This window comes from Achromobacter sp. GW823-FHT04E03 (genome assembly GCF_058796095.1).
The window spans coordinates 574096-601061 of record NZ_JBXAIJ010000002.1; the positions used below are offsets into that span (position 1 = coordinate 574096).

At 65.1% G+C, this 26966-nt stretch carries 24 protein-coding genes; 19 read left to right on the top strand and 5 right to left on the bottom strand.

Features of this window, described 5'->3' with window-relative positions; all coding sequences use genetic code 11:
• Positions 1–36: 36 nt before the first annotated feature.
• The 10 genes from AC1RHV_RS13995 to AC1RHV_RS14040 all read left to right on the top strand — a co-directional run bounded on the left by AC1RHV_RS13995 (position 37) and on the right by AC1RHV_RS14040 (position 13924).
• A complete protein-coding gene (locus AC1RHV_RS13995; protein WP_054455420.1) occupies positions 37–2517 on the top strand; it encodes a hypothetical protein in 2481 nt (826 codons plus the stop codon).
• The gene (locus AC1RHV_RS14000) at positions 2514–4568 is read left to right on the top strand and encodes a glycosyltransferase (protein ID WP_119449876.1); all 2055 of its coding nucleotides are present in this window, start codon (positions 2514–2516) and stop codon (positions 4566–4568) included. The genes AC1RHV_RS13995 and AC1RHV_RS14000 overlap by 4 nt, the downstream gene beginning before the upstream one ends.
• A gap of 41 nt (positions 4569–4609) precedes the next feature.
• Positions 4610–5764: a polysaccharide biosynthesis/export family protein gene (locus AC1RHV_RS14005; protein WP_054455416.1), complete on the top strand. Its 1155-nt coding sequence runs from the start codon at positions 4610–4612 to the stop codon at positions 5762–5764.
• Between the two features lie 7 nt (positions 5765–5771).
• Entirely contained in the window at positions 5772–7112 is a 1341-nt protein-coding gene (locus AC1RHV_RS14010) for an ABC transporter permease (protein WP_492301105.1), read from the top strand.
• Between the two features lie 9 nt (positions 7113–7121).
• Positions 7122–7838, top strand: a complete 717-nt coding sequence (locus tag AC1RHV_RS14015; protein ID WP_054455412.1) for a P-loop NTPase family protein — start codon at positions 7122–7124, stop codon at positions 7836–7838.
• Complete coding sequence (locus AC1RHV_RS14020) at positions 7816–8991, top strand: KpsE/RkpR family capsule polysaccharide export protein (RefSeq protein WP_119449878.1); 1176 nt, start codon at positions 7816–7818, stop codon at positions 8989–8991. The genes AC1RHV_RS14015 and AC1RHV_RS14020 overlap by 23 nt, the downstream gene beginning before the upstream one ends.
• Positions 8984–10888, top strand: coding sequence for a Vi polysaccharide transport protein VexE (locus AC1RHV_RS14025; protein WP_175180367.1), 1905 nt, complete (start codon positions 8984–8986; stop codon positions 10886–10888). The genes AC1RHV_RS14020 and AC1RHV_RS14025 overlap by 8 nt, the downstream gene beginning before the upstream one ends.
• A 12-nt stretch (positions 10889–10900) precedes the next feature.
• The gene (locus AC1RHV_RS14030) at positions 10901–12121 is read left to right on the top strand and encodes a pectate lyase family protein (protein ID WP_054455409.1); all 1221 of its coding nucleotides are present in this window, start codon (positions 10901–10903) and stop codon (positions 12119–12121) included.
• A gap of 185 nt (positions 12122–12306) precedes the next feature.
• The gene (locus AC1RHV_RS14035) at positions 12307–12567 is read left to right on the top strand and encodes a helix-turn-helix domain-containing protein (RefSeq protein WP_054455917.1); all 261 of its coding nucleotides are present in this window, start codon (positions 12307–12309) and stop codon (positions 12565–12567) included.
• Positions 12568–12571: 4 nt separating this feature from the next.
• Positions 12572–13924, top strand: coding sequence for a type II toxin-antitoxin system HipA family toxin (locus tag AC1RHV_RS14040; RefSeq protein ID WP_175180368.1), 1353 nt, complete (start codon positions 12572–12574; stop codon positions 13922–13924).
• Between the two features lie 30 nt (positions 13925–13954).
• On the opposite strand, the gene AC1RHV_RS14045 is transcribed toward AC1RHV_RS14040, so the two are convergent.
• A complete protein-coding gene (locus AC1RHV_RS14045) occupies positions 13955–14722 on the bottom strand; it encodes an AraC family transcriptional regulator (RefSeq protein WP_492301109.1) in 768 nt (255 codons plus the stop codon).
• Between the two features lie 92 nt (positions 14723–14814).
• Here AC1RHV_RS14045 and AC1RHV_RS14050 point away from each other — a divergent pair, with 92 nt between their 5' ends.
• Positions 14815–15945: an MFS transporter gene (locus tag AC1RHV_RS14050; RefSeq protein ID WP_492301111.1), complete on the top strand. Its 1131-nt coding sequence runs from the start codon at positions 14815–14817 to the stop codon at positions 15943–15945.
• A 17-nt stretch (positions 15946–15962) separates the two neighbouring features.
• On the opposite strand, the gene AC1RHV_RS14055 is transcribed toward AC1RHV_RS14050, so the two are convergent.
• Together AC1RHV_RS14055 and AC1RHV_RS14060 are read right to left on the bottom strand one after the other, a co-directional pair.
• Positions 15963–17333, bottom strand: a complete 1371-nt coding sequence (locus AC1RHV_RS14055; RefSeq protein ID WP_306651879.1) for an ATP-binding protein — start codon at positions 17331–17333, stop codon at positions 15963–15965.
• Positions 17330–18001, bottom strand: a complete 672-nt coding sequence (locus AC1RHV_RS14060) for a response regulator (protein WP_125470614.1) — start codon at positions 17999–18001, stop codon at positions 17330–17332. Before AC1RHV_RS14060 ends, AC1RHV_RS14055 begins: the two co-directional genes overlap by 4 nt.
• Positions 18002–18127: 126 nt before the next feature.
• Between AC1RHV_RS14060 and AC1RHV_RS14065 the strand changes: the two genes are divergently transcribed.
• Genes AC1RHV_RS14065 through AC1RHV_RS14085 form a run of 5 tightly spaced genes read left to right on the top strand, consistent with a single transcriptional unit; the run spans position 18128 to position 22384 of the window.
• On the top strand, positions 18128–18757 hold the full coding sequence (locus tag AC1RHV_RS14065) for a thermostable hemolysin (RefSeq protein ID WP_192330737.1): 630 nt from the start codon (positions 18128–18130) through the stop codon (positions 18755–18757).
• Positions 18754–20235, top strand: coding sequence for an AMP-binding protein (locus tag AC1RHV_RS14070; RefSeq protein WP_492301113.1), 1482 nt, complete (start codon positions 18754–18756; stop codon positions 20233–20235). The genes AC1RHV_RS14065 and AC1RHV_RS14070 overlap by 4 nt, the downstream gene beginning before the upstream one ends.
• 6 nt (positions 20236–20241) lie before the next feature.
• Complete coding sequence (locus AC1RHV_RS14075) at positions 20242–20913, top strand: iron-containing redox enzyme family protein (protein WP_125470612.1); 672 nt, start codon at positions 20242–20244, stop codon at positions 20911–20913.
• Positions 20910–21725 (top strand): SDR family oxidoreductase, encoded by an 816-nt coding sequence (locus AC1RHV_RS14080; protein ID WP_175161999.1) that lies wholly within the window; start codon positions 20910–20912, stop codon positions 21723–21725. The genes AC1RHV_RS14075 and AC1RHV_RS14080 overlap by 4 nt, the downstream gene beginning before the upstream one ends.
• Positions 21722–22384, top strand: coding sequence for a hypothetical protein (locus AC1RHV_RS14085; RefSeq protein ID WP_492301115.1), 663 nt, complete (start codon positions 21722–21724; stop codon positions 22382–22384). Before AC1RHV_RS14080 ends, AC1RHV_RS14085 begins: the two co-directional genes overlap by 4 nt.
• 54 nt (positions 22385–22438) lie before the next feature.
• Here the strand turns inward: AC1RHV_RS14085 and AC1RHV_RS14090 are convergent, their stop codons facing one another.
• Positions 22439–22933 (bottom strand): Ohr family peroxiredoxin, encoded by a 495-nt coding sequence (locus tag AC1RHV_RS14090; RefSeq protein WP_054455400.1) that lies wholly within the window; start codon positions 22931–22933, stop codon positions 22439–22441.
• Between the two features lie 129 nt (positions 22934–23062).
• On the bottom strand, positions 23063–23812 hold the full coding sequence (locus tag AC1RHV_RS14095; protein WP_225588860.1) for a Crp/Fnr family transcriptional regulator: 750 nt from the start codon (positions 23810–23812) through the stop codon (positions 23063–23065).
• A gap of 140 nt (positions 23813–23952) precedes the next feature.
• On the opposite strand from AC1RHV_RS14095, the gene AC1RHV_RS14100 reads away from it, so the two are divergent.
• From AC1RHV_RS14100 to AC1RHV_RS14110, 3 genes are read left to right on the top strand one after another with little or no spacing between them, the layout of a single operon-like run.
• Complete coding sequence (locus AC1RHV_RS14100; protein WP_370126395.1) at positions 23953–25176, top strand: ABC transporter substrate-binding protein; 1224 nt, start codon at positions 23953–23955, stop codon at positions 25174–25176.
• A 5-nt stretch (positions 25177–25181) separates the two neighbouring features.
• Positions 25182–26096: a beta-keto acid cleavage family enzyme gene (locus AC1RHV_RS14105; protein WP_119449882.1), complete on the top strand. Its 915-nt coding sequence runs from the start codon at positions 25182–25184 to the stop codon at positions 26094–26096.
• Positions 26097–26108: 12 nt separating this feature from the next.
• Positions 26109–26885, top strand: a complete 777-nt coding sequence (locus AC1RHV_RS14110) for an SDR family oxidoreductase (protein ID WP_492301118.1) — start codon at positions 26109–26111, stop codon at positions 26883–26885.
• Positions 26886–26966: the final 81 nt, after the last annotated feature.

The following is a 26966-nucleotide window of genomic DNA, read 5'->3' on the forward strand; positions in this document are numbered from 1 at the left end:
CAGGCTCACTATCGATCACTAGAGGAGAGCCTCCGAATGGCTGCTTTTACCACCGCTCCGATTGGAACCTGCCGCATCCATACGCCGCTGCGCGATGCCGTGGGCCGCTACCCGATCAAGCTGCAACTCGGGCGCAACTACGGTTTCGTGCACACCAGCGCCGAGGCGCTGCAGCAGGCGCGATTCATGTTCGGCCAGGGCGACATCCCTGCCGACGTCCAGCGCGTGATCTTCCGGCCTTCGAATGGCGAGCAGGCGCGCAAAGGCGCCCACAAGCCGGCTGACCTCTATGTGGTCGAACTGTCTTCGCGCAAGCTGCTGACCATAGACGGCTACCCGATACAGTCCAACTACCTGGTGCGCTACTTCAGCGAGTTCTTCGCCGACCGCACGCGCACCCGGATGTTCTGGTCCATGGCCCACGCCGACCGCCTGGCCGAGCGCCGCGCGCTGCTGGACCAGGACCCGGTCTTCAAGGCGCTTACGCCGGACGACCGCAACCTGCTCGCCCGCATCGTCAAGCGTGACCAGACGGATGAGGAGATCGAGCAGGAAATGAACCAGCTGGTCGACCTGCTGGGCCGCGACAAAGTGGTGTTCGTCACGCACGTCAATGCCATGACGCCGGACAACGCGCCCATCGAGCAACGCCAGCAACTGATCGCCGCGGTGCTCGCCAGCGCGCAGCGCATCGGCGTGCCTTGCTACGACCCGACGCCGCTGATGAACAAGATCGGCCAGGCCGAGGCCATGGAAAATGGCGGACTGGACCTGACCCACTACACGCCGGCTTTCGCCGAACGCCTGTGCGCAGAGTGGTTCAAGACCTTCATGCGTCCGCGCCTGGATGCGTCGACGACGCAGCCCTCCGCGCCCAAGCTCTCCGCCGATGAAAGCGCCGACCGCATCGAGAAGCTCTGGGATTCGGGCGAACTGCGCGAAGCCTCGCGCCGCGTGCGCGAGGTGCTGCGCCGCCATCCCGGCTTGCCCGACCACACGCTGTTGTTTGCGCGCATCCAGGAAGAGCTGGGCGACTACGAAGGTTCGCTGGCGCTCCTGGGCAGCGCCGACGGCGCGGTGGCGTCCGGCAGCAAGGCTGAGCAGATCCTGATGCGCAACCAGTTCAAGCTGGGACGCCATGACGTGGCGTACTCGCTGGCCGCAGGCTTGCTGGGCGATGAGATCGAAACCCCCGAAATCGTGCGCATCGCGGCGATTTCCGCGGGCCAATTGGGATATGTGGACGAGACCCTGGGCAACTGGAAGCAGTTGTTCCGCATCTCTTCTCCGGAAGACGCGGTCGCGGTGGAAGCCGCCGACACCGTGCTCGCGCTGCTGCAGGCCAGCGGCGACATGGAATCCGCCATACGCTGGGTCCACGAGGTCCGTGCGGCCATGCCCGCGTATGGCCGCGGTTTCGCCATGCTGTGGCGCGACCGGCTGCTGGCCGGCGATCGCGCGGGACTGCGCAACCTGGCGTCCGAGTCGCCCGTGCTCAATGATGTCGACGCGTTGGAGCTGGTCAAGGAAGCCTCGTGGCGCGGCAGCATCATGGCCGCGGCCACGCTGGCGGTCTCGTGCAAGCTGGCAAGCAGCGAGCATGAGGATATCGTCGCCTGGCTGAATTCGCAGTCGCAGGCCTGGGCCGAGGAAGGCAACCGCGCGCTGGAGGAAGGACGCCTGCGCGATGCCGCGGAGCGCATCTGCGCGCACCGCCTGCTGACTCCGGATGCGCTGGCCGGCGTGCGCGCCCAGCGCGCCTTCGAGCGTGCGATGCGCCTGGGCGTGCGGGCCGCGCTGGTGGCGGGCAATCACAAGGAAGTCATCGACCTTACCGACATCGCGCTGGACAGCCAGATCGATTTCCCGGAACTGCATGCCATGCGCGGCCGCGCGGCCGACGCGCTAGGCGACAAGAAGACCGCCATGCGGCACCTCGAGCAAGCTGCCGCCGGCGATTCCGCCTCGTTCAGCACCCAGCTGCATTTTGCGCGGGTAGCCTTCCACGGCGGCTGGTATGGCGAGGCCATCGACGCCTACAAGACCGTGCTCGACCATGCTGGCGCGGACCAGGGCGCCAAGGACGAAGCGCAGCGCCAGCTAGGCAGGCTGGGACCCCGCGCCATCCGAGGCGCGCGCGAGATCCTTTCCTCCGGCGATCACCAGGCAGCCTGGAACCTGCTGGAGCGTGTTGCGCAGTCGTGGCCCGGCATGTCGGAAGTCGACCATGAAAAGCGGCGCATCATCGCCGTGCTGTACGCCGAAGCGCGTGCGCTGGATTCGGCCAGCACGACCGAACGCCTGGCGTTGGGCGAGCGCATCCTGAAGCTGGTTCCGGAAGACCCCATCGGCCTGCGCCTGGCCGCCGTGGGCGCCATGCGACTGCATCGCTTCGAACAGGCCCTGCCGTACTGGCGCAAGTTGCAGGAACGTTCCGAGAATCCGGCGCAGTTCGATCACTACATCGAACGCTGCCTCGTGTGGATCGAGAAGATCAACCGGAGGAAGGCAGCATGAATCCCCCATTGACTACCGAGCGAGCGGAGGCTGCATCCGATCTGCAAGCGGTGCAAGCCCGGTTGGAAGAGATCGTCACGGCGTCGGTGCGGGTTCAAGTCGCCCAGGAAAACCTGTCCCGCGCCCAGGAACTGGCGCGCGACCACATGGCAGACTCCAAGGTCCGCTTCCTGCTGCTCAGGCTGAAGGAGGCGGCGGGCCTGAACGAAGGCATGGCCGAGCAGTGGGCCACGCTGTTGCAAGAATGCCCGGACGATTTCCTGATCGTCCGCTACTGCGCGACGCGCTTGGTGAAGGAACGCAAGATCGATGAGGCCCTGGCCCTGGTCGACCATCACCTTCCGCCTTCGACGCAGAATCCAAACCGCTTGTTCGCGCGGGCCAAGCTGCTTAGCGACATCCGTGCGCACGAGCAGTCCGACGAACTCTTTCGCCGGCTGATTTCCGAGAACACCGACCGCAACATGCGCGTCGAGTTCGCCAAGCGCCTGCGCAAGCGCGGACTGCTGGCCGACGCGTTCGACGCGATCGCGCCCGTCATGAAGCACCTGACGCCCGGCAGCAAGGCGGCGGAGCTGGCCAACGACCTGGCCAGCGACTACGCCTTCTACCAACGCTTCGAGTCGGAAGAGGGGCTGGTGGGCAAGGATGTCAGGATCGTGTCCATGAAGCATGCGATCCTGCACTTCCGCGACCGCAAGATCGTCGAGCAGTCGGCGGAGAAGCCGGTGTCGGTGGCGCTGGTCACGGGCAGTCTTGGCCCCGGCGGCGCCGAGCGCCAGCTGACGCGGCTTGCGGGCGAACTGACCCGCCTGGCGGAGTCGCCCGAGCGCCGGCCGGCAGACGTGATCATGATGCCGAAGAAAGTCGAAGTTATGGTCAAGCAGCACACCGAGCCGGCGGGTTCCACCAAGAAGCAGGGGCTGGATTTCTTCCTGCCGGTGCTGGTGAAGGCGCAGATTCCGGTCACGGAGATCAACAAGCTGCCGGCCGTGTCGGTGTCCCATCAATCCATGCCCGAGGGCAGCCTGAGCCGTCTGCTGGAGCAGTTGCCGCCTCCGGTGCACTACGGCGTGACCCGGCTTACGCCTGTGCTGCGCGAGAACCCGTTCGACGTGGTGAGCCTGTGGCAGGACGGAACCTGCCTGTTCGGCGCGCTGGCGGCGCTTTTGGCTGGCGCCCCGACCATACACCTGGTCTTCCGCGGACTGCCGCCGAACATCCGCAAGGACCGCTTCCGCGAAGAATATCCCGAGCTGTACCAGGCCCTGGCCCAGGTGCCGGGGGTGGTTTTCGTCAGCAACAGCTGCAAGGCCGCGGAAGCCTACTCGGAATGGCTGGGCATCCCGATCACGCGCTTTCACATCCTTTACAACGGCGTGCCCGATCTGTCGACGGACGCTTCGGCCGTGGATGAGGAAAAGTGGAAGGCCTTTCAGGAAAGCACGAACGACGCCACCGAGACGATAGGCGGCGTGTTCCGCCTGGAACCGGACAAGCGGCCGCAGCTGTGGATCAAGCTGGCGGCGATGTACCTGAAGGACAGGCCGCAGGCGCGCTTCGTCATCGTTGGAGACGGACGGCTGCGCGAGAACATCGAGGCCCTGGCCGAAGAGCTGAGCGTGACGGACAGGCTCTTGCTGGTCGGTCTTTCCAACCACGTGGGCTATTGGTATTCGCAAATGGATGCCAGCGTCCTGCTGTCGCGCTACGAAGGCTTGCCCAACGTGCTGATCGAAGCCCAGTTGGTGGGAGTGCCGGTGATCTCGACTCCGGCTGGCGGCGCTGGCGAGTGCTTTGTGGAGAACGAAACCGGCCATCTGCTCAGTTGCGTGGATCACCCGGATCTGCACGAGGCCTGCGAGAAAGTCGCATCCATGGTCGACCAGGTGCGCAGCAACGAGCAGCTCAGGCAGCACAGCCGTCACCGCGCGCAGAAGCTGTTCTCGCTTGACGCCATGCTGACCAAGTTCATGGGCCTGTGCATGCCCGTGGTGTCCGAGAACGACGAACGCATGGATATCGAACCCATGCGCCTGATGCAAGCCTGATTGGCGTCCAACCGATCAAGCTGCGGAAACGAAAGGATCTTATGCATATGTACGTCCCGGGTTCAGGGCTGCGACGCAAGGCAGCCCTGACCATGGTGGTTCTTGCCACGTTGACTCTCGCGGGGTGCCAGCTGCCCCGTTCCGGCCCGATGCTGAGCGAAATGACGGGCGCGCACGATGACAAGGACGTCATCGTGATGCCCGTCTCGCGCGAACTGGTGCAGGCCAGCCGGGTGCCCGATGTGGCCGATTTTCCCGTGCGCTACCGCGATCTCACGCAGGCCGGATTCGACCGCCTGGTTCCCGGCGACGGCATCAATGTGAAGGTTTGGGAGCGCGGCGGGCTGGGCGTGTTCGCGGCGGACCCCTCCGGCGTGAGCGACCTGGGCAACCAGGAGATCGACCCGGCAGGGAACGTGACGTTTCCCATCCTCGGCAAGTTCCACGCCGCCAACATGACCCTGGCGCAGCTGCATGATGCCGTCGTCGCTCGTCTGGCCAGGCTGGTTGTCGGCGCCGACGTGAGCGTGACGCGCGCCGCGGACGCGCGCGGCCAGATGGTGACGGTGCAGGGCAACCTGACCAAGCCCGGCATGTATCCCATCACCCAGACCTCGCAGCGCCTGAGCAGCGCGCTGGCCCAGGCCGCGCCGGTGCAGACGAACCCCGAACAGCTCGTCATCAGCCTGCGCCGCGACAACCAGGTGGCGTCGGTGCGGCTGTCGGATATCTACCGCAACCAGAACAACGACATCCTGCTGCGCGCGGGCGATGTCATCACCGCCTATGACTCGAAGGAGTACCTGACCGTGCTGGGCGCGGCCGGCACCCAGGGGCGCGTGGCCATCAGCAAGCGCAACTACAGCGTGCTGGATGCGCTGGCGGATTCCCGCGGCCTGGACGACAAGCTGGCGGACCCGCGTTCCGTGTTCCTGTTCACGCCTGCGAAGGCCGGCGCCGAGGGCAAGCCGGATCTGCTGCCGGTGGTCTATCAGTTCGATCTGACGCGTCCGGAGCAAGTGGCGTTGGCGCGCGAATTCACCGTGCAGGAAGGCCAGGCCATCTATATCTCGGATGCGCCGTTCACGCAGGTGCAGAAGGTGTTGTCCGCGTTCCGCGTCACGATGAGCGCCGGCTTCAGCGCCACGCGCGCCATTGACAGCGACTCGGGCGGCTCGTCCGGCATAAGCCAATAGCGTGTCGATGAGTAACGAGGACAGGATCAAGGGCTGGCGTTCGCGCCGTAAGGACAGTAGCTACGCAGTAGGATCCGGCGTCGCGGCCTGGCGCCTGGATCCGGCGGCATTGTTTGAAGCAAAGGCCACGCCGGCCGTCCTGCTCAAGCCCCTGGTCGCGCGCCTGCAGGGCGAGCCGCACGACTCCGTGGCTGCCCGGCGGGCGGTGTACGAGGCGGTGCAGGCGGAGCTGGACGCGGAGATCGCGCGCAGCAACGTCGATGAGACGCTGGCGGATTTTTCGCGCCGGCGCCTGCGCGTCATCGTGCGCCTGCTGGAAATGGATATCCGCGACGGCGTCGAAGTGTTCGCGCCCGGCTACATGCCAGCCAAGCTGGTGGCGGAAGACGAGCGGCTGGCCGCGGCGCATGCGCGCCGCGTGGATCGCCGCAAGCAGGACGAGGCGCGCGAAGCGCGCCGCCACGCCTCGCGCAACGACATTGCGCTGGAAGTCGAAGTGCCGCAGGACGAGGCCGGCGATCTCGCGATACTGCGGGCCCGCTTGCAGGACCTGCATGAAGGACATGATCCGAGCCATTCCGTGAAGGTCCGGCCGGTCGGCCGCACGCTGCTGGCGATGTTCATCTACCAGCTGCGCGTGATGCATGGCGAGAGCCGGATCGCCCTGGTATGGACGCTGGTGGGTCCGGTCGTGCTGTTGACGCTGATTTCGTCGCTGTACATCCTGATGGGCACGCACTACATCATGGGCATGGACGTGCAGACGTTCTCGCTGCTGGGCGCGACGACCTGGATCATGTTCCGGCAGATCGCCTTCCGGAGCAGCACGGCCTACGTATCTGCCCGCGGTTTGCTGAACTTCCAGGGCGTTACTCCCTTGATGTGCGCGCTGGTGCAGGCGTTCATCTATGTGTCGGTATATCTGGTGGTGTTCCTGGTACTGATCAGCGCGGGCCATGCGCTGGAACTCGTGACGCTGCCGAAAAGCTGGTCCGGTTTTCTGCTTTTCGTCGTATTGATGGGATGCTTCGGGGCTGCGCTGGGCGTGTTGTTCGGATCGATCGCGACCTACTGGCATTTCTTTCTCAGGCTCGCGCCGATCATCGAACGGTTTCTGCAGATCTTCGCGGCCGTGTTCTTTGTTTCGGAACAGTTGCCAGAGAACCTGCGGCCCTGGATGCTGTGGCTGCCTTTGGCGCACGGCATGCAGCTGCTGCGCTCCGCGTATTTCGAGGCTTACGCCTCGCACGATGCGAGCTTGGGATACTTCCTGACCTCGTTGGTTTTCTTGATGGTGCTTGCGTTGGCGGCCGAGCGGCTGGCCCGTCCCAACGTCCAGCCGATGTGAGGGAAGTGGATGATCCATTTCAATGGCGTCACTGACGAGCCCTATGCATTCGGAAGCAGGCAAGCGCTGCTTTCCAATGTCGATCTCGATATTCCGGTCGGGCGCTATGCGCTGCTGTCGCCCGCGCCGGAATTGCATCGCCAGATCGTCGATGTGCTGTGCGGCCTGCGGCCGCCGCGCCAGGGCTTCGTCAAGCACGATGGCAACGTGTCCTGGGCGATAGGGCGCCAGGGATTCATCCGCGGCAAGGCCAACGGCCTGAGCATGATCGACTTCGTCAGCGAAATGTACGAGATCGACGCGGATGCCACGCATGAACTGGTCGCGGACCTGGTCAGCGATCCCAGGACCCTGGCCAAGCCCATGGAGCATTGGCCGCTCTACGCGCGGCAGGAGTTTTCCTTCGCGCTGGCGCTGGCGCCGGCGTTCGATGTCTACGTGATCGAAGGGGCCATCCCTTTCGAGCCTTGCCGTTTCACCCGCCTGTGGCTGGCTCTGTTCGAAGAGCGCCTGGTCGGCCGGACACTCATTCTTTCCAGTTACCGCCAGAATCAGTTGGCGGACTATTGCTTCAAGGGTTTGATTTATGAACGAAGCGCACTCAGCATCGAAGACGACCTCGACCAGTGCATCCGCAGGTTCCCCCCGCGACGATCAAGGAGCGAATCCGGCACAGGCGACGACGTCCTCGGAGGCGGCTTCGATGAGGGCGGAATCGGCCTCTGAGGGCAGGTCCGAAATCGAACGCCGCCGCCGCGAGCGGCAATCGGCGCTGCGAGAGCGGCGCCGTCACCGCTGGATCAACACGCTCATCGTGCTGGCGCCGGTCGCGTGCGCCCTGGCGTATCTGCTGCTCTTCGCCACGCCCCGCTACGAGGCGGAATCGCGCTTTTTCGTGCAGTCGGCCTCCGGGCAGCAAGGCGGCGGGGGGGCTGCGGCCAGCCTGCTGACCACGGGCAACGCGGGCGGCATGCTCGGCGGCTTCGTGGATGGCTGGGCGGTCGCCGATTTCCTCAAGTCGCGCGATGCCATGCAGCAGCTCGACAAGAAGGTCGGCCTGCGCCAGTACCTGATCCGCGCGGGCATGGACCCTGTGAATCATCTTGCAGAGGACTCAAGCGAGGACGATCTCTATCGCGCCTACCAGGCCTCGGTAAAGGTCTCCTTCAACGCGCTGGAACAGATCGACGTGCTGCGCGTGAGCGCGTTTTCCTCGGAGGATGCCGCGCTGCTGTCCAGGGCATTGATCGAGCTGGCCGAGAGCTTCGTCAGCTCGATGAACGAGAAAGGCGTCGCCGACAAGCTGAAAGTGAGCGAGGAGGCGGTCAAGCTCGCGGAGCAGAAGGCGCTGGCCGCCCGGGAAACGCTGACCGCGTGGCGGACCACGCACGGCAATATCGATCCCACCGCCACGGTGACGATGCTGCTGAACCTGTCCAGCCAGCTCGAAGGGGAGCTCAACACCGCGCAGATCAATCTCGACAAGATCCGCGCATTGGGCAACAAGGACCATTTCATGCTGCGGCCCGCCGAGATGCAGGTGGCTTCCCTGAAGAAGCGGATCGCGGCCGTGCGCCAGCGCCTGAGCGGCGCGGGCAACACGGAAGCGAAGCAGCTCAAGTCCTATGAAGCGCTGCGCAACGCCCAGGCGTTCGCGGATTCGAACCTGACCCTGGCGCAGCAGACCTACCAGCAGGCCATGACGGACACGCTGCGGCTGCAACGCTACCTGTCCATCATCGCGCAGCCAGTACCCACGGACCGCCCGAGCAGTCCGCGTACCGGAATCCTGCTGCTGCAGGCGCTGGCGCTGGGCTTTGTGCTGATGTTCATCGCTCGGGTGGCGTTGGCGTTGTTGAGGGGATTGCGTCATGGTTGATACGGCAATTGCGGATCGTCCCGCCGGCACTGATGCCACGGCACGCTTGCGTGACGTGATCAAGCAGATTCATTCCGCGGCCGAGCCGCTGAACGACATGCCCATGCTGGAGCCGGCGCTGCGCGAGGCCGCGGACGGTTGGCGCGACGCCCGCCGCTTGCTGGTTTCGCCCCTGGTGCGGGAAGGCAAGCTAGGCGCCGCGATCGCCGCGCTGGAGATCATGGTCGCGGTCTATCCCGCGCGCGCCGACGAGCGCCGCCTGCTCGCCAGCCTGTTCGGACGCACCGAGCAATGGGACCGCGCCATCGCCGAGGCGGATGCCGCCGCCGGCATCGAACCCGGCGCGGCGGCGCTGCATGCGGCGCGCATCCAGTTGCGGGTGCAGGCCGGCCGTGTGGCCGAGGCAGCCGAGGTCGCACGCGCGACCCGGAACCTGGCGGAAAACGAACCCGGCGAAGCCTACCCTTGGCTGATGGCTTTCGTGCGCAACGGCGATACTGCCGAGGCGGCCGGCATGGCTGCCGCCTTGGACCCGCGAGAACTGCCCAACGAGCGCGTGGCGACGATGGCGGTGCGCGCCTTGCTGGATGACGGCAGGGTGGAGGCGGCGATCCGCTTTGGCGGCGCAGCCCTGGACGCGGGCCACGACTGCGCGGTCCTGCGCTCGTCCCTGGGCCTGGCGCATCTGCGGCGCGGCAACGAAGATGACCGCAAGGTGCATGCGCTGGCGCACTTCGAGGCCGGCCTGAGCGCGGCGCCCGCGGATGTCAGGCTGCTGACGTTGCATGGCGAGACCCTGCTGCGCGCCGGACGCTACAAGGAAGCCCTGACGCCGTTGAAGCAGGCCATCGACCTGGCGCCAGACCTGGAACAGACGCGGGCTTTCTACGCACGCGCGCTGCGCTACACGCTGCAGTACGACGCGGCGGCCGACCAGATGATGCATCTGCTGGAGAAGTCGCCCGAAAAGCAGCTTTGGCAGCGCGCGGCCATCAGCGCGCTGTCGCAGGCGGGGCGCAAGCAGGAGGCCGAGGCGCTCTTTGGACAGTACGTGGCGCAACGCGGCCAGCGGCTGCCGGCGACCTTCGACGAGGCCATGGCGCAGCTGGAGGAACGGCTGCACACCGCCCCGATCCCGCAGGCGCGCCTGGACTGGGCCTGGTCGATGCGCGGCGACACCAGTATCGACCGCGCGCAATGGGAGCGCCGTGCGCGCTGGGGCCACCTGGTGGACCACCTGCTGTTCGACTGGCTCGAATGCCGCGAGGAGAGCGTCGAAGAAGCCATGCAGGTGTTGGGAGAGCTGGATACCGGCGAACGCTTCTTTGCGCCGCTGCTGGCGGGGGGCAAGGGCGTGGTGGTGGCCACCGCGCACGTCGGTCCCATGTACGCCGGGTTGATGGCGCTGGAACTGGTGGGCATTCCGTCGCGTTGGCTGGCGACCGCGCCCAGCATCGCGCAGAGCAGCTACTCCGCAGCCCTGATCTCCACTGCCGACCAAACCGAGGCGCAGGTCGCCAAGGCCTGCATGCGCGCGTTGACTTCGGGCTATGTGCTATGCCTGGCGATAGACGGGGCGGCCAATCCGGCGGCGCCACGGACCACCTTCGAAGGACAGGACGTGACGTACTCCGGCTTCGCGGCCCACCTCGCGCATCGCATGGGCGTGCCCTCGGTGTTCTACGCACCGCGCTGGGAGAACGGTCGCGTCGCCTATACGCTGGAGATGTTGCCCGCGCCCAAGCCTGGCGAGGACGCCGAGGCGTATTCCCTGCGTTGGCAGCAGGCCTATTTCGAACGGCTCAGGGAGCATCTTGCCGGTCCTCCGGAAAACCTGCGCCTGAGCGGCGGCATCTGGCGCCACGTCACGGCCGCGGACAAGTCCGCGCAGCAATAGGAGCGAATGCCGATGAAGGCTGCAATCAAGACCGCGCGCTGGCTGCTTGTCCTGGCCATGTCGTACGGCGGGGCTGCGGCCGCCGCCGACGCATGCAAAAGTCCGGACGAGCATTGTCCGTCCGTCGCCGCGCTGCTGCAGCAGCGCGAGGGCTACGGCGCCCAGGCCACGGGCGGCCTGGGCGGAAAGTTCATCGACGTTACGTCCGATCAGGACTCGGGTCCCGGAACGCTGCGCGCCGCGCTCGCGCAGGCAAAGAAGGGACCCACGTGGATACGCTTCGCCTCCGACATGACCATCGTCCTGGATAAGCAGCTGCGCGTGCCGTCCAACACGACCATCGACGGGCGCGGCAAGCGCGTGACCCTGATCGACGACGGATTGGGTGTATATGGCAGCAAGAACGTCATCCTCACGCACCTGACCATAGACGGACGCTTGTCGCGGCTGACGCAAGCCGTGAACGTGGCCAACAACAGCCGCGACGTATGGGTGGACCACATGGATCTGTCGCGGATGTCGGACCGGCTGCTGAACGTGAAGAACGGTTCGACCGATGTGACGATCTCATGGACCAAGTTCCACAATTCCAACAAGGTCATGTTGCTCAACAACATCACCTCGAAGAACCTTTACGCAAACTACGACCGCGATTCGATCGCGCGCGTGACGCTGCACCATAACTACTTCCTCAACACCGTGCAGCGCAATCCGCGCGGGCAATTCGGCACCTTCCATCTCTTCAACAATCTGTTGGAAGACTGGGATTTCTACGGCATGAGTTTCAGCCTGGAGGCCAAGGCGCTGGTCGAAGGCAACATCTTCAAGAACTCCACGCAACGCAAATGCGTGGAGCCCGAGTTCTTCCCGACGGTGGAAGGCATCAACGTGAACTACTGCCACTACATTCCCATCGCCGCCAAGCGCAGCGCGCTGGAAAACGGCGAATCGGACCGCGGAGCCTATGAAACGCGGAAGGACGAACACGGCTATACGCGGGACTACAAGGCCTTCCTGCGCCTGAAGGACAATCTGTACCTGGGCGATGCGAAGCCGGTGTTGCAGGACTACAGGCCCGAGGCTGCGCCGACGCCGCCCTATTGCTACGGCTACGAAAAGCCTACGACGGAGCTGGCGGAGAAGATCCGCAAGTACGCGGGGAATACGGGCGGCGATACGCCGTTGCCGGTGTCCAGGATCGGGACGGGTTGCGGGGGATCAGCAGGCCGGTAGTCGCACGGTTCGCAGAAGCGGAGCCGGACCATGCGAGTTGAAGCCTGGCGTTATCGGTGAAATACAGCCTACGATTTGTTTTTAAGAAATACAAATCATAGGCTGTAAAAGAACCACAAATCACATTGTGTATTTCAGGTTTACAGCCTAGACTTTGTATATCTGAAATACAGCTTGGGATTTGTATTATGGATTTCACCGTACGCACCGCGACACAATTGCCGGCCCTGCTCCAGGGGTTCCGCAAAGAGGCCGGCTTGACCCAGGCGGCCACGGCCTTGCGCCTTGGGGTCACACAACAGACCTTGTCCGCCCTGGAGCGCAATGCCGACAAGGTCAGCGCAGACCGGCTGCTGCAGCTGTTGAGCATCCTGGGGGTCGAAATGGTCTTGCGCCAGCAAGGGGCGCAGCCGGGACCCGAAACAACATCCGAACCCAGCTGGTAAAGCCATGGGGCGACGTTCACACACGCAGGTCCTGGGCCTATGGATGAATGGCACCTATGTCGGAGAATGGAGCAATCGACCCCACGCCGGCGAGGTCCTGCAGTACGACAAGGACTGGGTCGCCTCCGCGCCGGGCAGGCCCTTGTCGCTGTCCCTGCCCTTCACGCCGGGCAATGGCCCGCATCGGGGCGACGTCGTCCGCGCATACTTCGAAAACCTGCTGCCCGACAGCAAGGAAATCCGCGAACGGGTTGCGCGCCGGTTCCGGGCAGGCTCGACCGACGCGTTCGCCTTGCTTGCCGAGATCGGCCGCGATTGCGCGGGCGCCTTGCAGATCCTGCCTGCGGGAACAGCGCCTGCCGACGTGACGTCGGTGCAAGCCTCGCCCTTGAACGATGCCCAGGTTGCGCAGCTGTTGCGCAGCGTTCTGGCGCCGGCGCCTCTCGGCGGCCTGGCCATCGCTGAGGATGATTTCCGCATTTCCATCGCAGGTGCGCAAGAGAAGACCGCCTTGCTGCGGATGGACGGGCAATGGTGCTTGCCCCAAGGCGCCACGCCGACGACTCACATCCTCAAGTTGCCGTTGGGGCTGGTCGGCAATATGAAGTTCGACCTGAGCGAATCGGTGGAAAACGAATGGCTGTGCTCGGAGATCCTGGCTGCCTACGGCATGCCCGTGGCGCGCACGGAAGTACTCAGCTTCGAAGACGTGAAGGTGCTCGCCGTCGAACGTTTCGACCGCCGCTGGCAGGACGCCGAAAACGGAAAGCGTAGTCTCATCCGCCTGCCGCAGGAAGACATGTGCCAGGCCACCGGCACCCCGCCGCACCTGAAGTACGAGGCGGACGGCGGACCCGGCATCGACCGCATCATGAGTCTGCTCGAAACCTCGCGCCACGCAGAGCAAGACCGGCGGACGTTTTTCCAGGCCCAGGTCCTGTTCTGGATGCTGTGCGCAACGGACGGCCACGCGAAGAACTTCAGCCTGTTCTTGCGGCCCGGCGGGGCATATGAACTTACGCCGCTATACGACGTGCTGTCCGCTTATCCGATCCTGGGCGAAGGGCCAGGCAAATTGTCGCCCGTCCGCGCGAAGATGGCGATGGCGGTGCGTTCGAAGAACCCGCATTGGCGCATGCGCGACATCCAGCGGCGCCACTGGCTGACGGTGGGCGCGCGACATGGCGTCGTGACGCCGGACGGCCAGGGAGTCCAGTTCGTCGTGGACGATCTGATCGCGCGCACGCCCGAGGCGGTGCGCATGGTCCGCGCCAGATTGCCGCCCGGATTTCCGCAGGCGGTGGCAGACGGCATACTCGGCGGCTTGCAGGCGGCGGCGGACAGGCTCGCCGCGTAGCTTTGCCGCGTGCGTAGCGGCTACTGCAATTCATCGCTCGTTGAGTACATACCGCCCCGGCGTTTCCCCCGTCATCTGGCGGAAGTACGCGATGAAGGCGCTGTCGCTGGAAAAGCCCAGATCGAACGCCACCGCGGTCACGCTCTGGTCCGCAACCAGCAGATCCACCGCGCGCAGCAGGCGCCAGAGCTGCCGCCAGGCCTGATAGCTCATGCCGGTCTCGCGCTGGAAGATGCGTGTAATGGTGCGCGCGCTCGCGCCGACGCGTTGCGACAGGGCTTCCAGTTCGGGCGGCAGTTCCTCCAGGTCCAGACCGGCCAGGCGGCGGTCCGTGGGTACGGGCAGCAGCATGGGTTCCCGTCTTGCCGCGCGCAATTCGTCCATGCAGACGGCCAGCAGGTTGCGCGGCGCGCCCTGGGACCAGTCGGTGTCGAAGGGTTCCAGGCTGATGCGCTCGAAGACCTCGCGCAATAGCGGCGTCATCGAGAGTATGGCGGCGGCGGCCGCCGGCGCCGCGACACGCGCCAGGTCCAGATAGATCGAGCGGTACTCGACTTCGCCGCGGATCAGGACGCGGTGCTCGGTTCCTGGCGGTATCCACGCCACGCGGATGGGAGGCAACACCGCGATCAACCCCGGCATTGCGAGGCGTATGGAGCCCGCATGGGCAAACAGCAGCTGGCCCCGGCCGTGGCTATGCGGGCCGGAATCGTGCCGTATCAGGCGCGACGCGATGCCCGTCACCGGCTGGGCCATGGCGTCGGGGTTGAATGCGTCGGTGGGTGCAAGCCTGGCCATTTGTCCGAGTTCCGATGTTTTTTGTCTTCCTGGCTACAACGGCGACGGCAGCGCCCGGCTAAAAAACGGGCTCTCCGTTTACCGATACCGCCATGTTCCGCCGTCCGCCTCTTGTGCTCGTTATCCTGCTGCTGAGTTTTCCGCAGATCGTCGAGACGATGTACAGCCCCGCCTTGCCGTTGATCGCAACTGCCTATCGAGCCACACCAGAGGAAGCTGCGCAGACGCTGTCGCTCTGGTTTGTGGCCTTTGCCTTCGGCGTGGTGGTTTGGGGCCGTCTATGTGATTCCAGGGGCCGCCGGCCGGCGCTGCTGGCAGGGCTGGCGCTATATGCGCTGGGCGCGGGCTGGGCCATGGCGGCGGGCGATTTCACGCAGCTGCTCGCAGCCAGGCTGATCTGCGCCTTCGGTGCCGCCGTGGGCTCAATCGTAACGCAGACGGCGTTGCGGGATAGCTACCGGGGCGCGGCGTTGGCCCAGGTCTTTTCGATTCTGGGGATGGCGCTGGCCGTGAGTCCTGCGGTCGGCATGTATGCCGGACAGAAGATCGCGGAGGCCGGCGGGGTCGTCGGTGTCTTTTTCGCGCTTGTCCTGATTGCCGTCGCACTGCTTGGGGCCAGCGCGTTGCGGTGGCCGGAAACTCGGCCTCGGCCGCACGCGGCGGTGCCCTTCTGGCCGACGTTGCGCGCCATGCTGCAAGATCGGGCGATCTGGCGCAGCGCGGCGCTGATCGCCATTTTCAACCTGGCGATTTTCGGCTACTACCAACTGGGTCCATTCCTGTATTCCCGGTGGGAGGACGTCTGGATCGGTTTCGGGGCAAGCGGCCTGGTGCTGGCGGCGGCTTCGTTATGCGGCGCGTTCCTTAACACGGCGCTGTTGCGGCGAGGATGCGCGTCCGAGCGTCTCGTCCTGCTGGGTATCGTCCTGATGTTGGTAGGCGCGGTGCTGGTTGTCGCGCTTATCCGGAGCCCCGCGTTTCTCATCGGCATGGCCGTGATTGCAGCCGCCTACGCGATCGCGATACCAAACATCCTGGCCCACGCCCTGCGCGCCTATTCCTGCGCCGCGGGGACGGCTGGCGCGATCCTGAGCCTGATCTACTACAACTTGCTGGGGGCCTCGTTGGTTCTTGCGGGATTGGGGCAGAGGCTGGATCTATTGTTGGGCTGTTGTGCCCTGTTCGCGGCCGTCGTGCACGTGAAATGGCGGCATCGCGCTTGAGGCGGGGCTCCTGCGCCTCACGTCGATAGGGTGCTCTCACGGCGCAGGATCGAAACACGCAGGCCGGCGGGAAAGTCGGCAGCCGCGCCGCGCATGTCATAGCGCACCATCAGCCCGTGATTGTGTGCGATGCGCCGCGCGATCGATACGCCCAGGCCGCTGCCGGATTCTTCATTGCCCGCGGCGCGCACGAACCGGTCGCCCAGCCGTGGCAGGACTTCGGGCGCGATGCCCGCGCCAGCATCATCGATGTGGATGCCGCGGGCGCCAAGTGTCAGACGCACGCGTGTATGCCGCGGGCCATAGCGCACGGCGTTATCCAGCAGATTCTTCAGCATGATGGCCAACGCATTGTTGCTGCCTGCCGTCGGAAGCGCGTTTTCTTTGCCATCCGGCCATTCGATATCGATCTCGATGTCGCGCCGGTTTGCTATCCACAGGCAGTCGCCGACGGCCTGCTCAGCTACCAGCCCCCAGTCGACTGCATCGTCAAAGCCCGAAGGCCCGTTGCTGTCGAGCCGTGCCAGCGTCAGCAACTGCGCCACCAGCCGGTCCAGGCGGTCCAGCCCGGTACTCACGCTGCGCTGGGCCTCGGCACGCAGCGTCGCGTCTTGCGCGCGCTGCACCACGTCCCACTGCGCGCGCAGCGCGGCAAGCGGCGTGCGCAGCTCATGTGCGGCGTCCGCGGTCAGGCGGCGTTCCTGTTCGATCAGGGTGGCGACTCGTGCCAGCAAGTCATTCATGGCGCGCACCAGGATTCTGAGTTCCGCCGGCGCTGCAGCCTCGGACAAGGGCGTGCCGTCATCGGGGCGGCGATTTTCCAAGGCTAGCGACAGCGTGCGCACGGGCCGCAGCGCGCGGCGCACCGACAGAATCAGCATCGCGATAAGCACGGGCAGTCCGATCAGCCAGGGAGCAATCTGGCTTGCGATGTAGGCAACCACGAGATCTTCGCGTTCGCCCGTGCGCTGGCCCACTGCGACACGCGTGGCCTTGTCATCGCTGGCGAGGTAGTAGAGCCGCCATGGCGCGCCGTTGACCGTGCTTTCGACAAAACCTTCCAGGGACTGATCGCGCGGGAACTGGAGTGCTTCGGCGTCCAGCACAAGCGGCGCGCCTGCGCCGCGCCAGATCGCCACGGACAGGTCGCCGCCGCTGGCTTCGCCGGAATTCGGCGGATGGCGTGCCTCAAGCGGGTCGGGAAGGCTGGCGTCGGGGGGGATCAGCGCCGCAACCGCAAGCGTCTGTTCAGCCAGACGCAGCATGTCGGTATCGTAGAGCTCGTTGATTTCGTGTGCGGCGCGCCAGTAGGTGCCTGCAATGGTCAACAGCCATGCCAGGGGAGCGGCCAGCAGCACGGCAATGATCAGCCTGCGCTGCAGCGTCATGCCTCGGCCTCCACCTGACCCAGCGCGTAGCCGGCGCCTCTCAGCGTGCGGATCAGCTTGGGATGGATTTTTTTGCGCAGGTGATGCACATGCACTTCGAGGGCGTTGCTTTCCAGGCCGGAGTCCCAGTCGTAGAGCTTGTCGCGGATGAAGTCGCGCGTCAGCACCCGGCTGGGATGCGTCAGGAATAGCTCCAGCAGCTGCGCCTCGCGTACCGTCAGATCCACCGCCAGTCCCTTCCAGCGCGCTTCGTGCGAGGCCGGTTGGTATTCCAGGTCTCCATGGCGCCATATGGGTTCGGGCTTGCCGGCCAGCCGGCGCGTGACGGCGCGCAGGCGCGCCGCCAGCTCATCCAGCGTGATGGGTTTGATCAGGTAGTCGTCCGCGCCGGCGTCGAGCCCGGCTATCCGGCTTTCGATGGCATCGCGAGCGGTCAGTATGACCACAGGAAGGTCGATTCCGGCATGGCGCCAACGTGTCAGCAACGTTACCCCATCTTCAGATGGCAGGCCGAGATCCAGCACCACCGCATCGTAGCGCACCGCGCGCAGCGCCTGGTCGCCCTCTTTGCCGTTGACGAACCAATCCACGGCATATCCCAGCAGCCGCAGGCCGTTCTTTAGGCCATCGCCTATGAGCGGATCATCTTCGACGATAAGAATTCGCATTCAAGAACTCCTGGTGCTGGCCCGGATCAGATTACCACCGAGGTACGGTTAATTTGGAGTTAAGGTTCGGCCCGTACGCTGCGGCCATCGTTAAAGCAAGCGCTTCAAATGGACCGACCAGAAATCATGACGCCGCAGCGCAAGGCCTCGCCAAGGCCGGCCGATTGGCCTTACACGGCCCCGCTCGAGCGGCCCCGCCCGACATTGCTCGTGCATCCCTACGACGACCCGCAGCGCGGCTGCGTCGAATCCTATATCTACCTGCGCTACCGGCAGCGTTTTGGCGCGCGCGTGAAGCACTGGATGCCAACCCTGGTCAGTCTGCAGGCCGACGGCCAGATCCTCGCGGCGGCAGGATTCCGCGGCGCGGCCGAGACCTTGTACCTGGAGCGCTACCTGTCGGCGCCGGTGGAGCAGTACCTGCGCCAGCGCGATATGTCCGTGGCCCGCCGCCACATTGTCGAGACCGGTCAGTTCGCCGCCGTCCGGCCGGGTGCGGGGCGGCTGCTGGTACCCCATCTGGCACTGCATCTGCATCAACAGGGCTTCGAATGGGCGGTCAGCACCCTGACCTCAGAACTGCATCACCTGTTCTCGCGCATGGGCCTGGCTCATCAGCCCCTGGCCGCCGCCACGCCCGCGCAGCTGGATTCGGGCGAACGGCGCGACTGGGGCAACTATTACGAACATGATCCTCAGGTATTCGCCGGGCGCCTGAGCCTTATTTTGAACCGATTCGGCGAGCCTCAATCATGACCAGTCAGGAATTCCTGGCGTCGTTGACGCGCGGCGACCGTCGCCTGCATCCCGCCTTGCGTTCTCCGGCAGGGGCCTTGACCTACTCAGAACTGTCGGAGCGGGTACAAGGTTGCGCGGACGCGCTTTCCGCCTACGGTTCGCGGGTAGTCGCGACTCTGCTGGACAACAGCGCGGATTGGATCGTTGTCGATCTCGCTTGTCTGGCGATGGGCGCCGTGCACTTGCCATTGCCGCTGTTCTTCACGCCGGAGCAGCGGCAGACCGCCATGATCGCGGCGGGCGCCAGTCTGCTGCTGATGCCTGCTGGCTCGTCCGGGCAAGCCAGTTCCAGCATGGATCCGTCCGCGGCCGGCCTGCTCGGCCGCTTGGCCGTCAGGCTGTTGGCCTTGCCGGCGATGTCGTTGCCTGCCGGCACATCCAAGATCACGTTCACGTCAGGCTCCACCGGACAGCCCAAGGGCGTATGCCTGGGCAGCGCCCAGATGCTGGACGTTGCGCGCGGCCTGGCCGAGGCGACGCGCGGGATTGGCATCGGCAGTCATCTCACGGCCCTGCCCTTGCCCGTGCTGCTGGAGAACATTGCGGGCGTCTATGCGCCCATGCTGGAAGGTGCATGCATTCACGTACCGCCGCTGGCGGAGGTCGGCCTGCAGGGATCTTCCCAATTCGATCCCCGACAGTTCCACGCGGCACTGGGTGCCTCGGAGGCCAATAGCGTGATCGTGCTTCCGCAGATGCTGCGTGCCTACGCCGGCTGGCTTGCAGCGACCCGGACGCAGGCGCCGCCGCGGCTGCGCCTGATGGCCGTGGGCGGGGCCGCGGTGGGAGCGCCGTTGCTGGAGCAGGCGCGCCGGCTTGGCCTCCCCGCCTACGAAGGGTATGGCCTGTCCGAAGCCGCTTCGGTGCAGACACTGAACCTGCCGGGCGCGGATATGCCGGGCTCGGCTGGCCGGCCAATGCCGCATGCGCGGGTCCGCATCGCCGACGACGGCGAGATCGAGATCGCCGGGACGCCGTTTCTCGGCTATCTGGGCGCGCCGTCGCCTGCGGGCGGTTGGTGGCCGACGGGTGATCTTGGCCGCCTGGATGACGCGGGATACCTGCATGTCGAAGGCCGCAAGAAGAACGTCCTCATTACCGGCTTTGGCCGCAATGTTTCGCCGGAGTGGGTCGAGGTCGAACTGGGCAATCAACCCGAGATCCGCTACGCGGTCGTGTACGGCGATGGCGAAGCCGAGCTGGGCGCCGTGATCTGGCCTCAGGGAACGGCTTCGGCGGCGGCCATCGACGCGGCCATATCACGGACCAACCAGCGGTTGCCTGACTATGCCCGCATTGGCCGCTGGCTTTACGCGCGCGCCGAGTTTTCGGTGGACGGGGGCATGGCTACCGCCAATGGACGGCCCCGCCGAAGCGCGATTCTTCAACAGCATCCGGACCTGTTCCCAAGCGTCCGGCCTCTTTCTCCGGTGTAAACGAACATGCCATTTTTTGATTCTCTCGTGGGTGCAACCCGGGGCAGCCGGGAAGCGCTGGTCCAGGCGCCCATCATCCAGGATTGCCTGCGCGGCGAGGTCGCGCTGCCTTCATATATCCGCTTCCTGGCCGAGGCCTATCACCATGTGCGGCACACGGTGCCCTTGATGCGCGCGTGCCGGACGCGCATGCCAGGTCGACTGGCCTGGATGGATGCGGCGCTGGAGGAATACATCGAGGAGGAAACCGGCCATGACGAATGGATACTGAACGACCTGCGCGCGGCGGGCGCGGACGCTGAGGCGATCAGGCGCGCAGGCCCTGGTCCCGATACGGAAATCATGGTGGCCTATGCCTACGACACCATCATGCGGAACAACCCGGTGGGCTTCTTCGGCATGGTGCATGTCCTGGAGGGAACGAGTGTCGCCCTAGCCTTGAACGCTGCGGACAGGATCCAGCAGGCGCTGGGACTGCCCGGCACCGCCTTCAGCTACCTGCGTTCGCATGGCACGCTCGATCAGGAGCACACCGCGCATTTCGCGGAATTGATGGATCGGCTGGAGCATCCCGACGACCAGGCCGCCGTCATTCATGCGGCGCACATGTTCTACCGTCTGTACGGCGCGATCTTCCGTGGACTGCCGCGAGCTGCCGCCGGGAGCGTGCCGGCATGAAGATCAATCAGACCTCGGTCGTGCTTACGGGAGCTGCCGGCGGGTTGGGCAGCGCCATCGCACGCATGTTGCGCGCCGAAGGAGCGCGCGTTTTGCTGGTCGGAAGGCGCGCCGGTCCTACGCTGGAACTGGCCAAGTCATTGAGCTTGGACGCGCACGACCGCAGCGCCGTGGACGCCCTGGTCGTTGATATCACTACGCAGGAAGGTCGGGCGGCGATCGCGGATGCCGCCGCGGCGCGTCGCGCCAACGTGCTCATCAACAACGCGGCGGTAGCGGGGTTTGGCGCCGCGGGTGCGATGGACGCTGAACAGACCAAACAGATCTTCGACACAAACGCCGTCGCGCCCATGCTGTTGACCGCCAGCCTGCTGCCTGTGCTGCTTGGACAGCCGCGCGCTCAGGTCTTGAACATAGGCTCCGTGCTCGGCAGCCTGGGAGTTCCCGGCTTTGCCGCGTATGGCGCGTCCAAGGCAGCCCTGCGCGTCTATACGGAATCCCTGAGGCGCGAACTCGCGGACTCTACCGTGCGTGTGCAGTACTACGCGCCGCGCGCCATCGATACGCCGTTCAATGCGGCTGATGTCATCGCCTTCAACCAGGCGACCGGATCGCCGACGGACAGCCCGGAGGCGGTCGCCAGAGCCGTACTGCGCATGCTGGAGGCGGAGACCGCCCAGCGCTATGCCGGTCCGTTCGAAGCCCTGGCCGTGCGGCTCAACTCGCTATTCCCGCGCCTGCTCGATGGCGCATTTACCAAGCATCGGCGTGCCTTGAGGTCGTCGCCGCCGCAATCAGGAGTGTCATCATGATCCGCAGAGCTTTCCTGCGTTACGTCTCATCGGCCATGCTGGCCCTGACGGCATATTCCTTCGTTTCCACAGCCCACGCGGAACCGGCCGATATGGACAACGCCATCGGCAAGCTTCAGAGGGAGTGGGCGGAAATCCAATACCAGACGCCCGAAGCGAAGCGGGAGAACAGCTTCGAAGCCCTGGCGCAGAAGGCACATGCCGTGACCGTGAGGTACAACGATCGCGCCGAGCCGCACATATGGGAAGGGATCATCCTCAGTTCATGGGCTGGCGCCAAGGGCGGCCTGGGCGCGCTTGGCATCGCGAAACAGGCCAAGGCCGAATACGAGACCGCTATCCAGATCGACAGCCAGGCGCTGGCCGGGTCCGCCCTCAATAGCCTCGGCGTGCTGTACTACAAGGTTCCTGGCTGGCCCGTCGGCTTCGGCGACAACAAGAAGGCCGAGTCCTTGCTGCAGCAGGCGCTCGCGATCAATCCGGATGGCATCGACCCCAACTACTTCTATGCGGATTATCTGGTCTACCGGAACCGCAAGGCGGAGGCGGTCCCGTATCTGGAAAAGGCCCTGCATGCGCCAGCGCGTCCTGGCCGCGAGGTCGCCGATCGGGGACGCAGGCAAGAGGCGGAGGCCTTGCTCAAGAAGGTCCGTGGCTGAGGAGGACAGCTTCGAAGGATGCCAATCAGTGCGCGGGGCGGGCGCTGTTCATGATCAACTCAGATGCACCGACGACGCGATCCCCTGGTCCGCCATCTTCGAGTACGGGCAGATCGATTCCGTCTCGTGGACCAACGCCAGGGCGACGTCCTTGGGCAGCCCAGGCAAGGAAATCTCCAGCCTGGCCTTGATGCAGAACAGGCCGTCGAAGGCTTCGCGCGCGAAAGTCGTGGTGCAGTGGATGGCGAAATCCGCCGGCAGCGGGACGCGGTTCTTCGTGGCGACCAGCTTCATGGCGCCATGAAAGCATGCGGCAAAGCCGGCTGCGAATAATTGCTCGGGATTGGTGCCGCCGCCATTGCCGCCCAACTCCTTGGGCAGCCTGAGTTCGAGTTCCAGTTCGCCGTCGTTGGAGACCGCTCTGCCGGACGATCTGCCGTGTCCGGAGGCGCCGCCGGTTACGGAGACGGTGGTCGTGTACAGGGGCAGGTCCTCTGCGCCGGCATAGGGCTCCAGGAGCGAAACAGAGGGCGCGGAAGGGGCTTTCATGGGAACTCCTCAAGTGCGGATAAGCGGTTGGTTTTTTTCCGCGGCAACTATAGAGTTGTCCCCAACAGGCGCAAAGACAGAATTTCTGTTCTGACTGGCATCTTTTCTTGTACCGTCGACGCCAGCTTCCTAGGCGCTCTTCTTGACATTGGCAAGCCGGTGCAACTCGTCCACATCAAGGATGGCCAGCCCGCCATAGTAGGTTTCCAGCACGCCCGCGCGGGCGAGTCGCGCAAGCGCTGCATTGCAGCGTTGCCGCGAAATGCCGCACAAGCCGGCGATTTCTTCCTGGGAGACCTTCAGTCGTCCATTCGTGCCGGAATGTCTTTCCGCGTTGAACTGCGCGGCGACTGCGCGCGCCACCGTCGTGTCGACGTCGAGCAGCACGTTGGACGTGAAGCTGCTCATCAGCCAGTCCACGCGCTGCGCGAGATGCATCATCAGCGCCTTGGTGAATTCGATGTTGTTGTTCCAGAGCCGTTCACAGGTCTCGCGCGGCAATATCACGATCTGGCTGGGCCGCAGCGCAACCACCTCGTACTCGAACCGCTCGCGACGGATCATGGTGGCTTCGCCGAACCAGCTGCCGGTGCTGAAGCCGGCCAGGGACAGGGACTTGCCGTCCGCGCCGGGCGAGGACCATTTCACCAGGCCTTGCACCACGCCGTACCATCCTGGCGAACGGCTGCCCGCGCGGAACAGGAACTCGCCAGCGGCCAGGGTCACCACGCGCAATTCGGCGCGGATCAGGTCGCGTTCGAGTTCCGGCAGGCCCTTGTACCAAGGGACGACGTCAAGCATCTTGTCCACCGCGCCTTGCGCGCGCCGCCGCCGTGCGCTCAAGGGTTCGTCGCCGGCGTCGGCAAGCCGTTCGCCCATGTGTGCCTCCTTCGTAGCCGTTGTGGCGCCGCTCAGGTAAACCCTAGGGCGCTTTGTCACCATGATGACTGTCCGCGGTCTGGGGCCGGCACCAGAATAGCCGAGGTGCCAGACGCCAAAACCCACAAGAGGAGACAAGCATGTTGCCCATGCAAGGCATGATGTCCCGCAGCGCCCTGGCCTGCGGCCTGGCCGTGACGCTGCTGCACGCCCCTGCGGTCCAGGCGCAGATTTCAGACGATGTTATTCGAATCGGCTTCATCACCGACATGTCGGGCGTGTACTCGGGGCCGGATGGCCCCGGCGGTGCCGAGGCCATCAAGATGGCGATCCAGGAGATGGGCGGCGAGATCAACGGCAAGAAGATCGAGCTGCTGACGGCCGACCATCAGAACAAGGCGGACATCGCCTCGGCCAAGGCGCGCGAATGGTTTGACCAGGCAGGTCTGGACATGCTGATCGGCGGCACCAATTCCAGTACGGCGCTGGCCATGTCCAAGGTCGCCGCCGACAAGAAGCGGCCCATCATCGTGGTGGGCGCGGGCGCGCCGGCGCTGACCAATGAACAATGCACGCCCTACACGCTGAACTACGCCTACGACACCGTGGCGCAGGCGCGCGGTACGGGCGCGGCCGTGGTCAAGGCAGGCGGCAAGAGCTGGTACTTCCTGACTGCCGATTACGCCTTTGGCCACGCATTGCAGGCGGACACGACCAAGGTGGTCCAGGCCGGCGGCGGCACGGTGGTGGGATCGGTCAAGCATCCGCTATCGGCCAGCGACTTTTCTTCGTTCCTGCTGCAGGCGCAAAGCAGCAAGGCGGAGATCCTGGCCCTGGCGAACGCCGGCGCGGACGCGACCAACTCGATCAAGGCCGCCAACGAATTCGGCATCACCAAGACCATGCGCCTGGCCGGCCTGATCATGTTCATCAACGATATCCACGCCATGGGGCTGCCCGCCTCGCAAGGCATGTACCTGACCGATAGCTGGTACTGGAATGCGTCGGACGAGACCCGCGCCTGGGCCCGCGCCTTCTTTGAAAAACGCAAGGCCATGCCCTCCTCGTTGCAGGCGGCCGACTACTCGGCGGCGCTGCAATACCTGCGCGCGGTCAAGGCCACGGGTACGGACGATGCCGACCGCGTGCTGGCCTATCTGCGCGAAAACAAGCTGAACGACGTCTACATCAAGAACGGCGTGGTGCGGCCGGATGGTCGCGTCGTGCACGACATGTACTTGCTGCAGGTCAAGACGCCGGAACAATCCAAGGAGCCCTGGGACTACTTCAACGTCGTGCAGACCATCGACGGCAACCAGGCATTCACCACCAAGGAAGAGAGCCGCTGCGCGCTCTGGAAGTGACCCTCATGAGCAAACGTAAAGTCATCGTGACCATCGCCCCGACCGGGGGCATGGCATTCAAAAGCCAGAATCCGCACCTGCCCACGCAGCCGCTGGAAATCGCGGAGGACGTGTACCGCTGCTATAACGCGGGCGCCAGCGTGGTGGCGCTGCATGCGCGCCGTCCCGACGACCAGGCGACCTGCGACGCTTCGGTGTACCGGGAAATGAACCGGCTCATCCGCGACCGCTGCGACATCGTGCTGAACAACTCCACCGGCGGCGGCGTGCATGGCGACATGGTCAAGGAAACCTCTCCCGGCACGTGGGAGATCCTGTGGGAAGAGCGGCTCAAGGGCATGGACGCCGGCGCCGAGATGTGCACGCTGGACGCCACGACCTTGAACCTTGCGTTCGGCGACCGCGAATACCTGATGAACACGCCGCTCACCAAGGCCCGCGAACTGGCCGCCGGCATGCAGGCGCGCGGGATCAAGCCAGAATGGGAAGTCTTCAGCCCCACGCACATCCTGCAGGACGCCACGACGCTGATCGAAGAAGGGCTGGACGAAGGGCCGCACTTCATCAACCTGGTCATGAACGTGCACCGCAACTTCCAGAATGCCATGCCGTTCTCGGTGCGGCATTTGCAGATGATGGTGGATCTGCTGCCCAGGAACAGCATCTTCTGCGTCAGCGGCATCGGCCCCGCGCAGCTGGAGGCCAACATGGCCGCCCTGCTGCTGGGCGGCCACGCGCGGGTCGGCCTGGAAGACAACCTGTACTACCGCCACGGCGAACTGGCCACCAACGTCCAATTGACCGAGCGCATCGTGCGCATCATCCGTGAAATGGACATGGAACCCGCCACGCCAGCCGAAGCGCGCGAGATCCTGGGACTGCCGCTCAAGAGCGGAATCCGGCCCGAGTTCGCGCTCTGACCAGGAAAAGCCATGAGCAATTCACTGCAAGGAAAATACGTCCTCATCACCGCGGGCGCGCAAGGCATAGGCTTGGCGATCGCACGCAAGTTTCTGGAGGCGGGCGCCGAGGTGCACGTCTGCGACGTGGACGAAGCGGCTTGCAAGGCCGCTGCCGCAGCGCATCCAAGCCTGGGCGTCAGCGTGACGGACGTATCCAGCGAAGCGCAGGTCCAAGCCATGTTCGGCGAACTGGCCCGGAAATGGGGCAAGCTCGATGCCTTGGTCAACAATGCTGGCGTGGCCGGCCCGACCAACCGGCTGGAGGAAACCGCGCTGGACGCGTGGCAGCGCACGCTGGATGTCAACCTGACCGGAACCTTCCTGTGCGCGCGCAGCGCCGTGCCGCTGCTGCGGGTGGCAGGCGGCGGGTCCATCGTCAACATCTCGTCCGTCGCGGGCAGGCTGGGCTTTTCGCTGCGCACGCCCTATAGCGCCAGCAAGTTCGGGTTGGCTGGCCTGACGCAGACCTGGGCCATGGAGCTGGGGCCGTCGAACATCCGCGTCAATTCCGTGCTGCCGGGCGTGGTGTCGGGCGACCGGGTTGAGCGGGTCATCGCGGCCCGCGCCGCGGCCGGCGGCGTGACCAACGACGCCATGCGCGAGCAGCTTGTGGACAAGGTGTCGTTGCGCCGCATGACCAGCCCGCAGGACGTGGCCAATCAGGTGGCGTATCTGTGTTCAGACGAAGGCGCCATCATCAGCGGCCAGAGCATTTCCGTCTGCGGCAACGTGGAATACCTGGGCTGAGTTGCCGATGTCGGCGCCCCGCGTGCCGCGAAGGTTCCGAAAAACCTGAGCGTCAGTTCGATCCAGGCGAATTGTTCGACG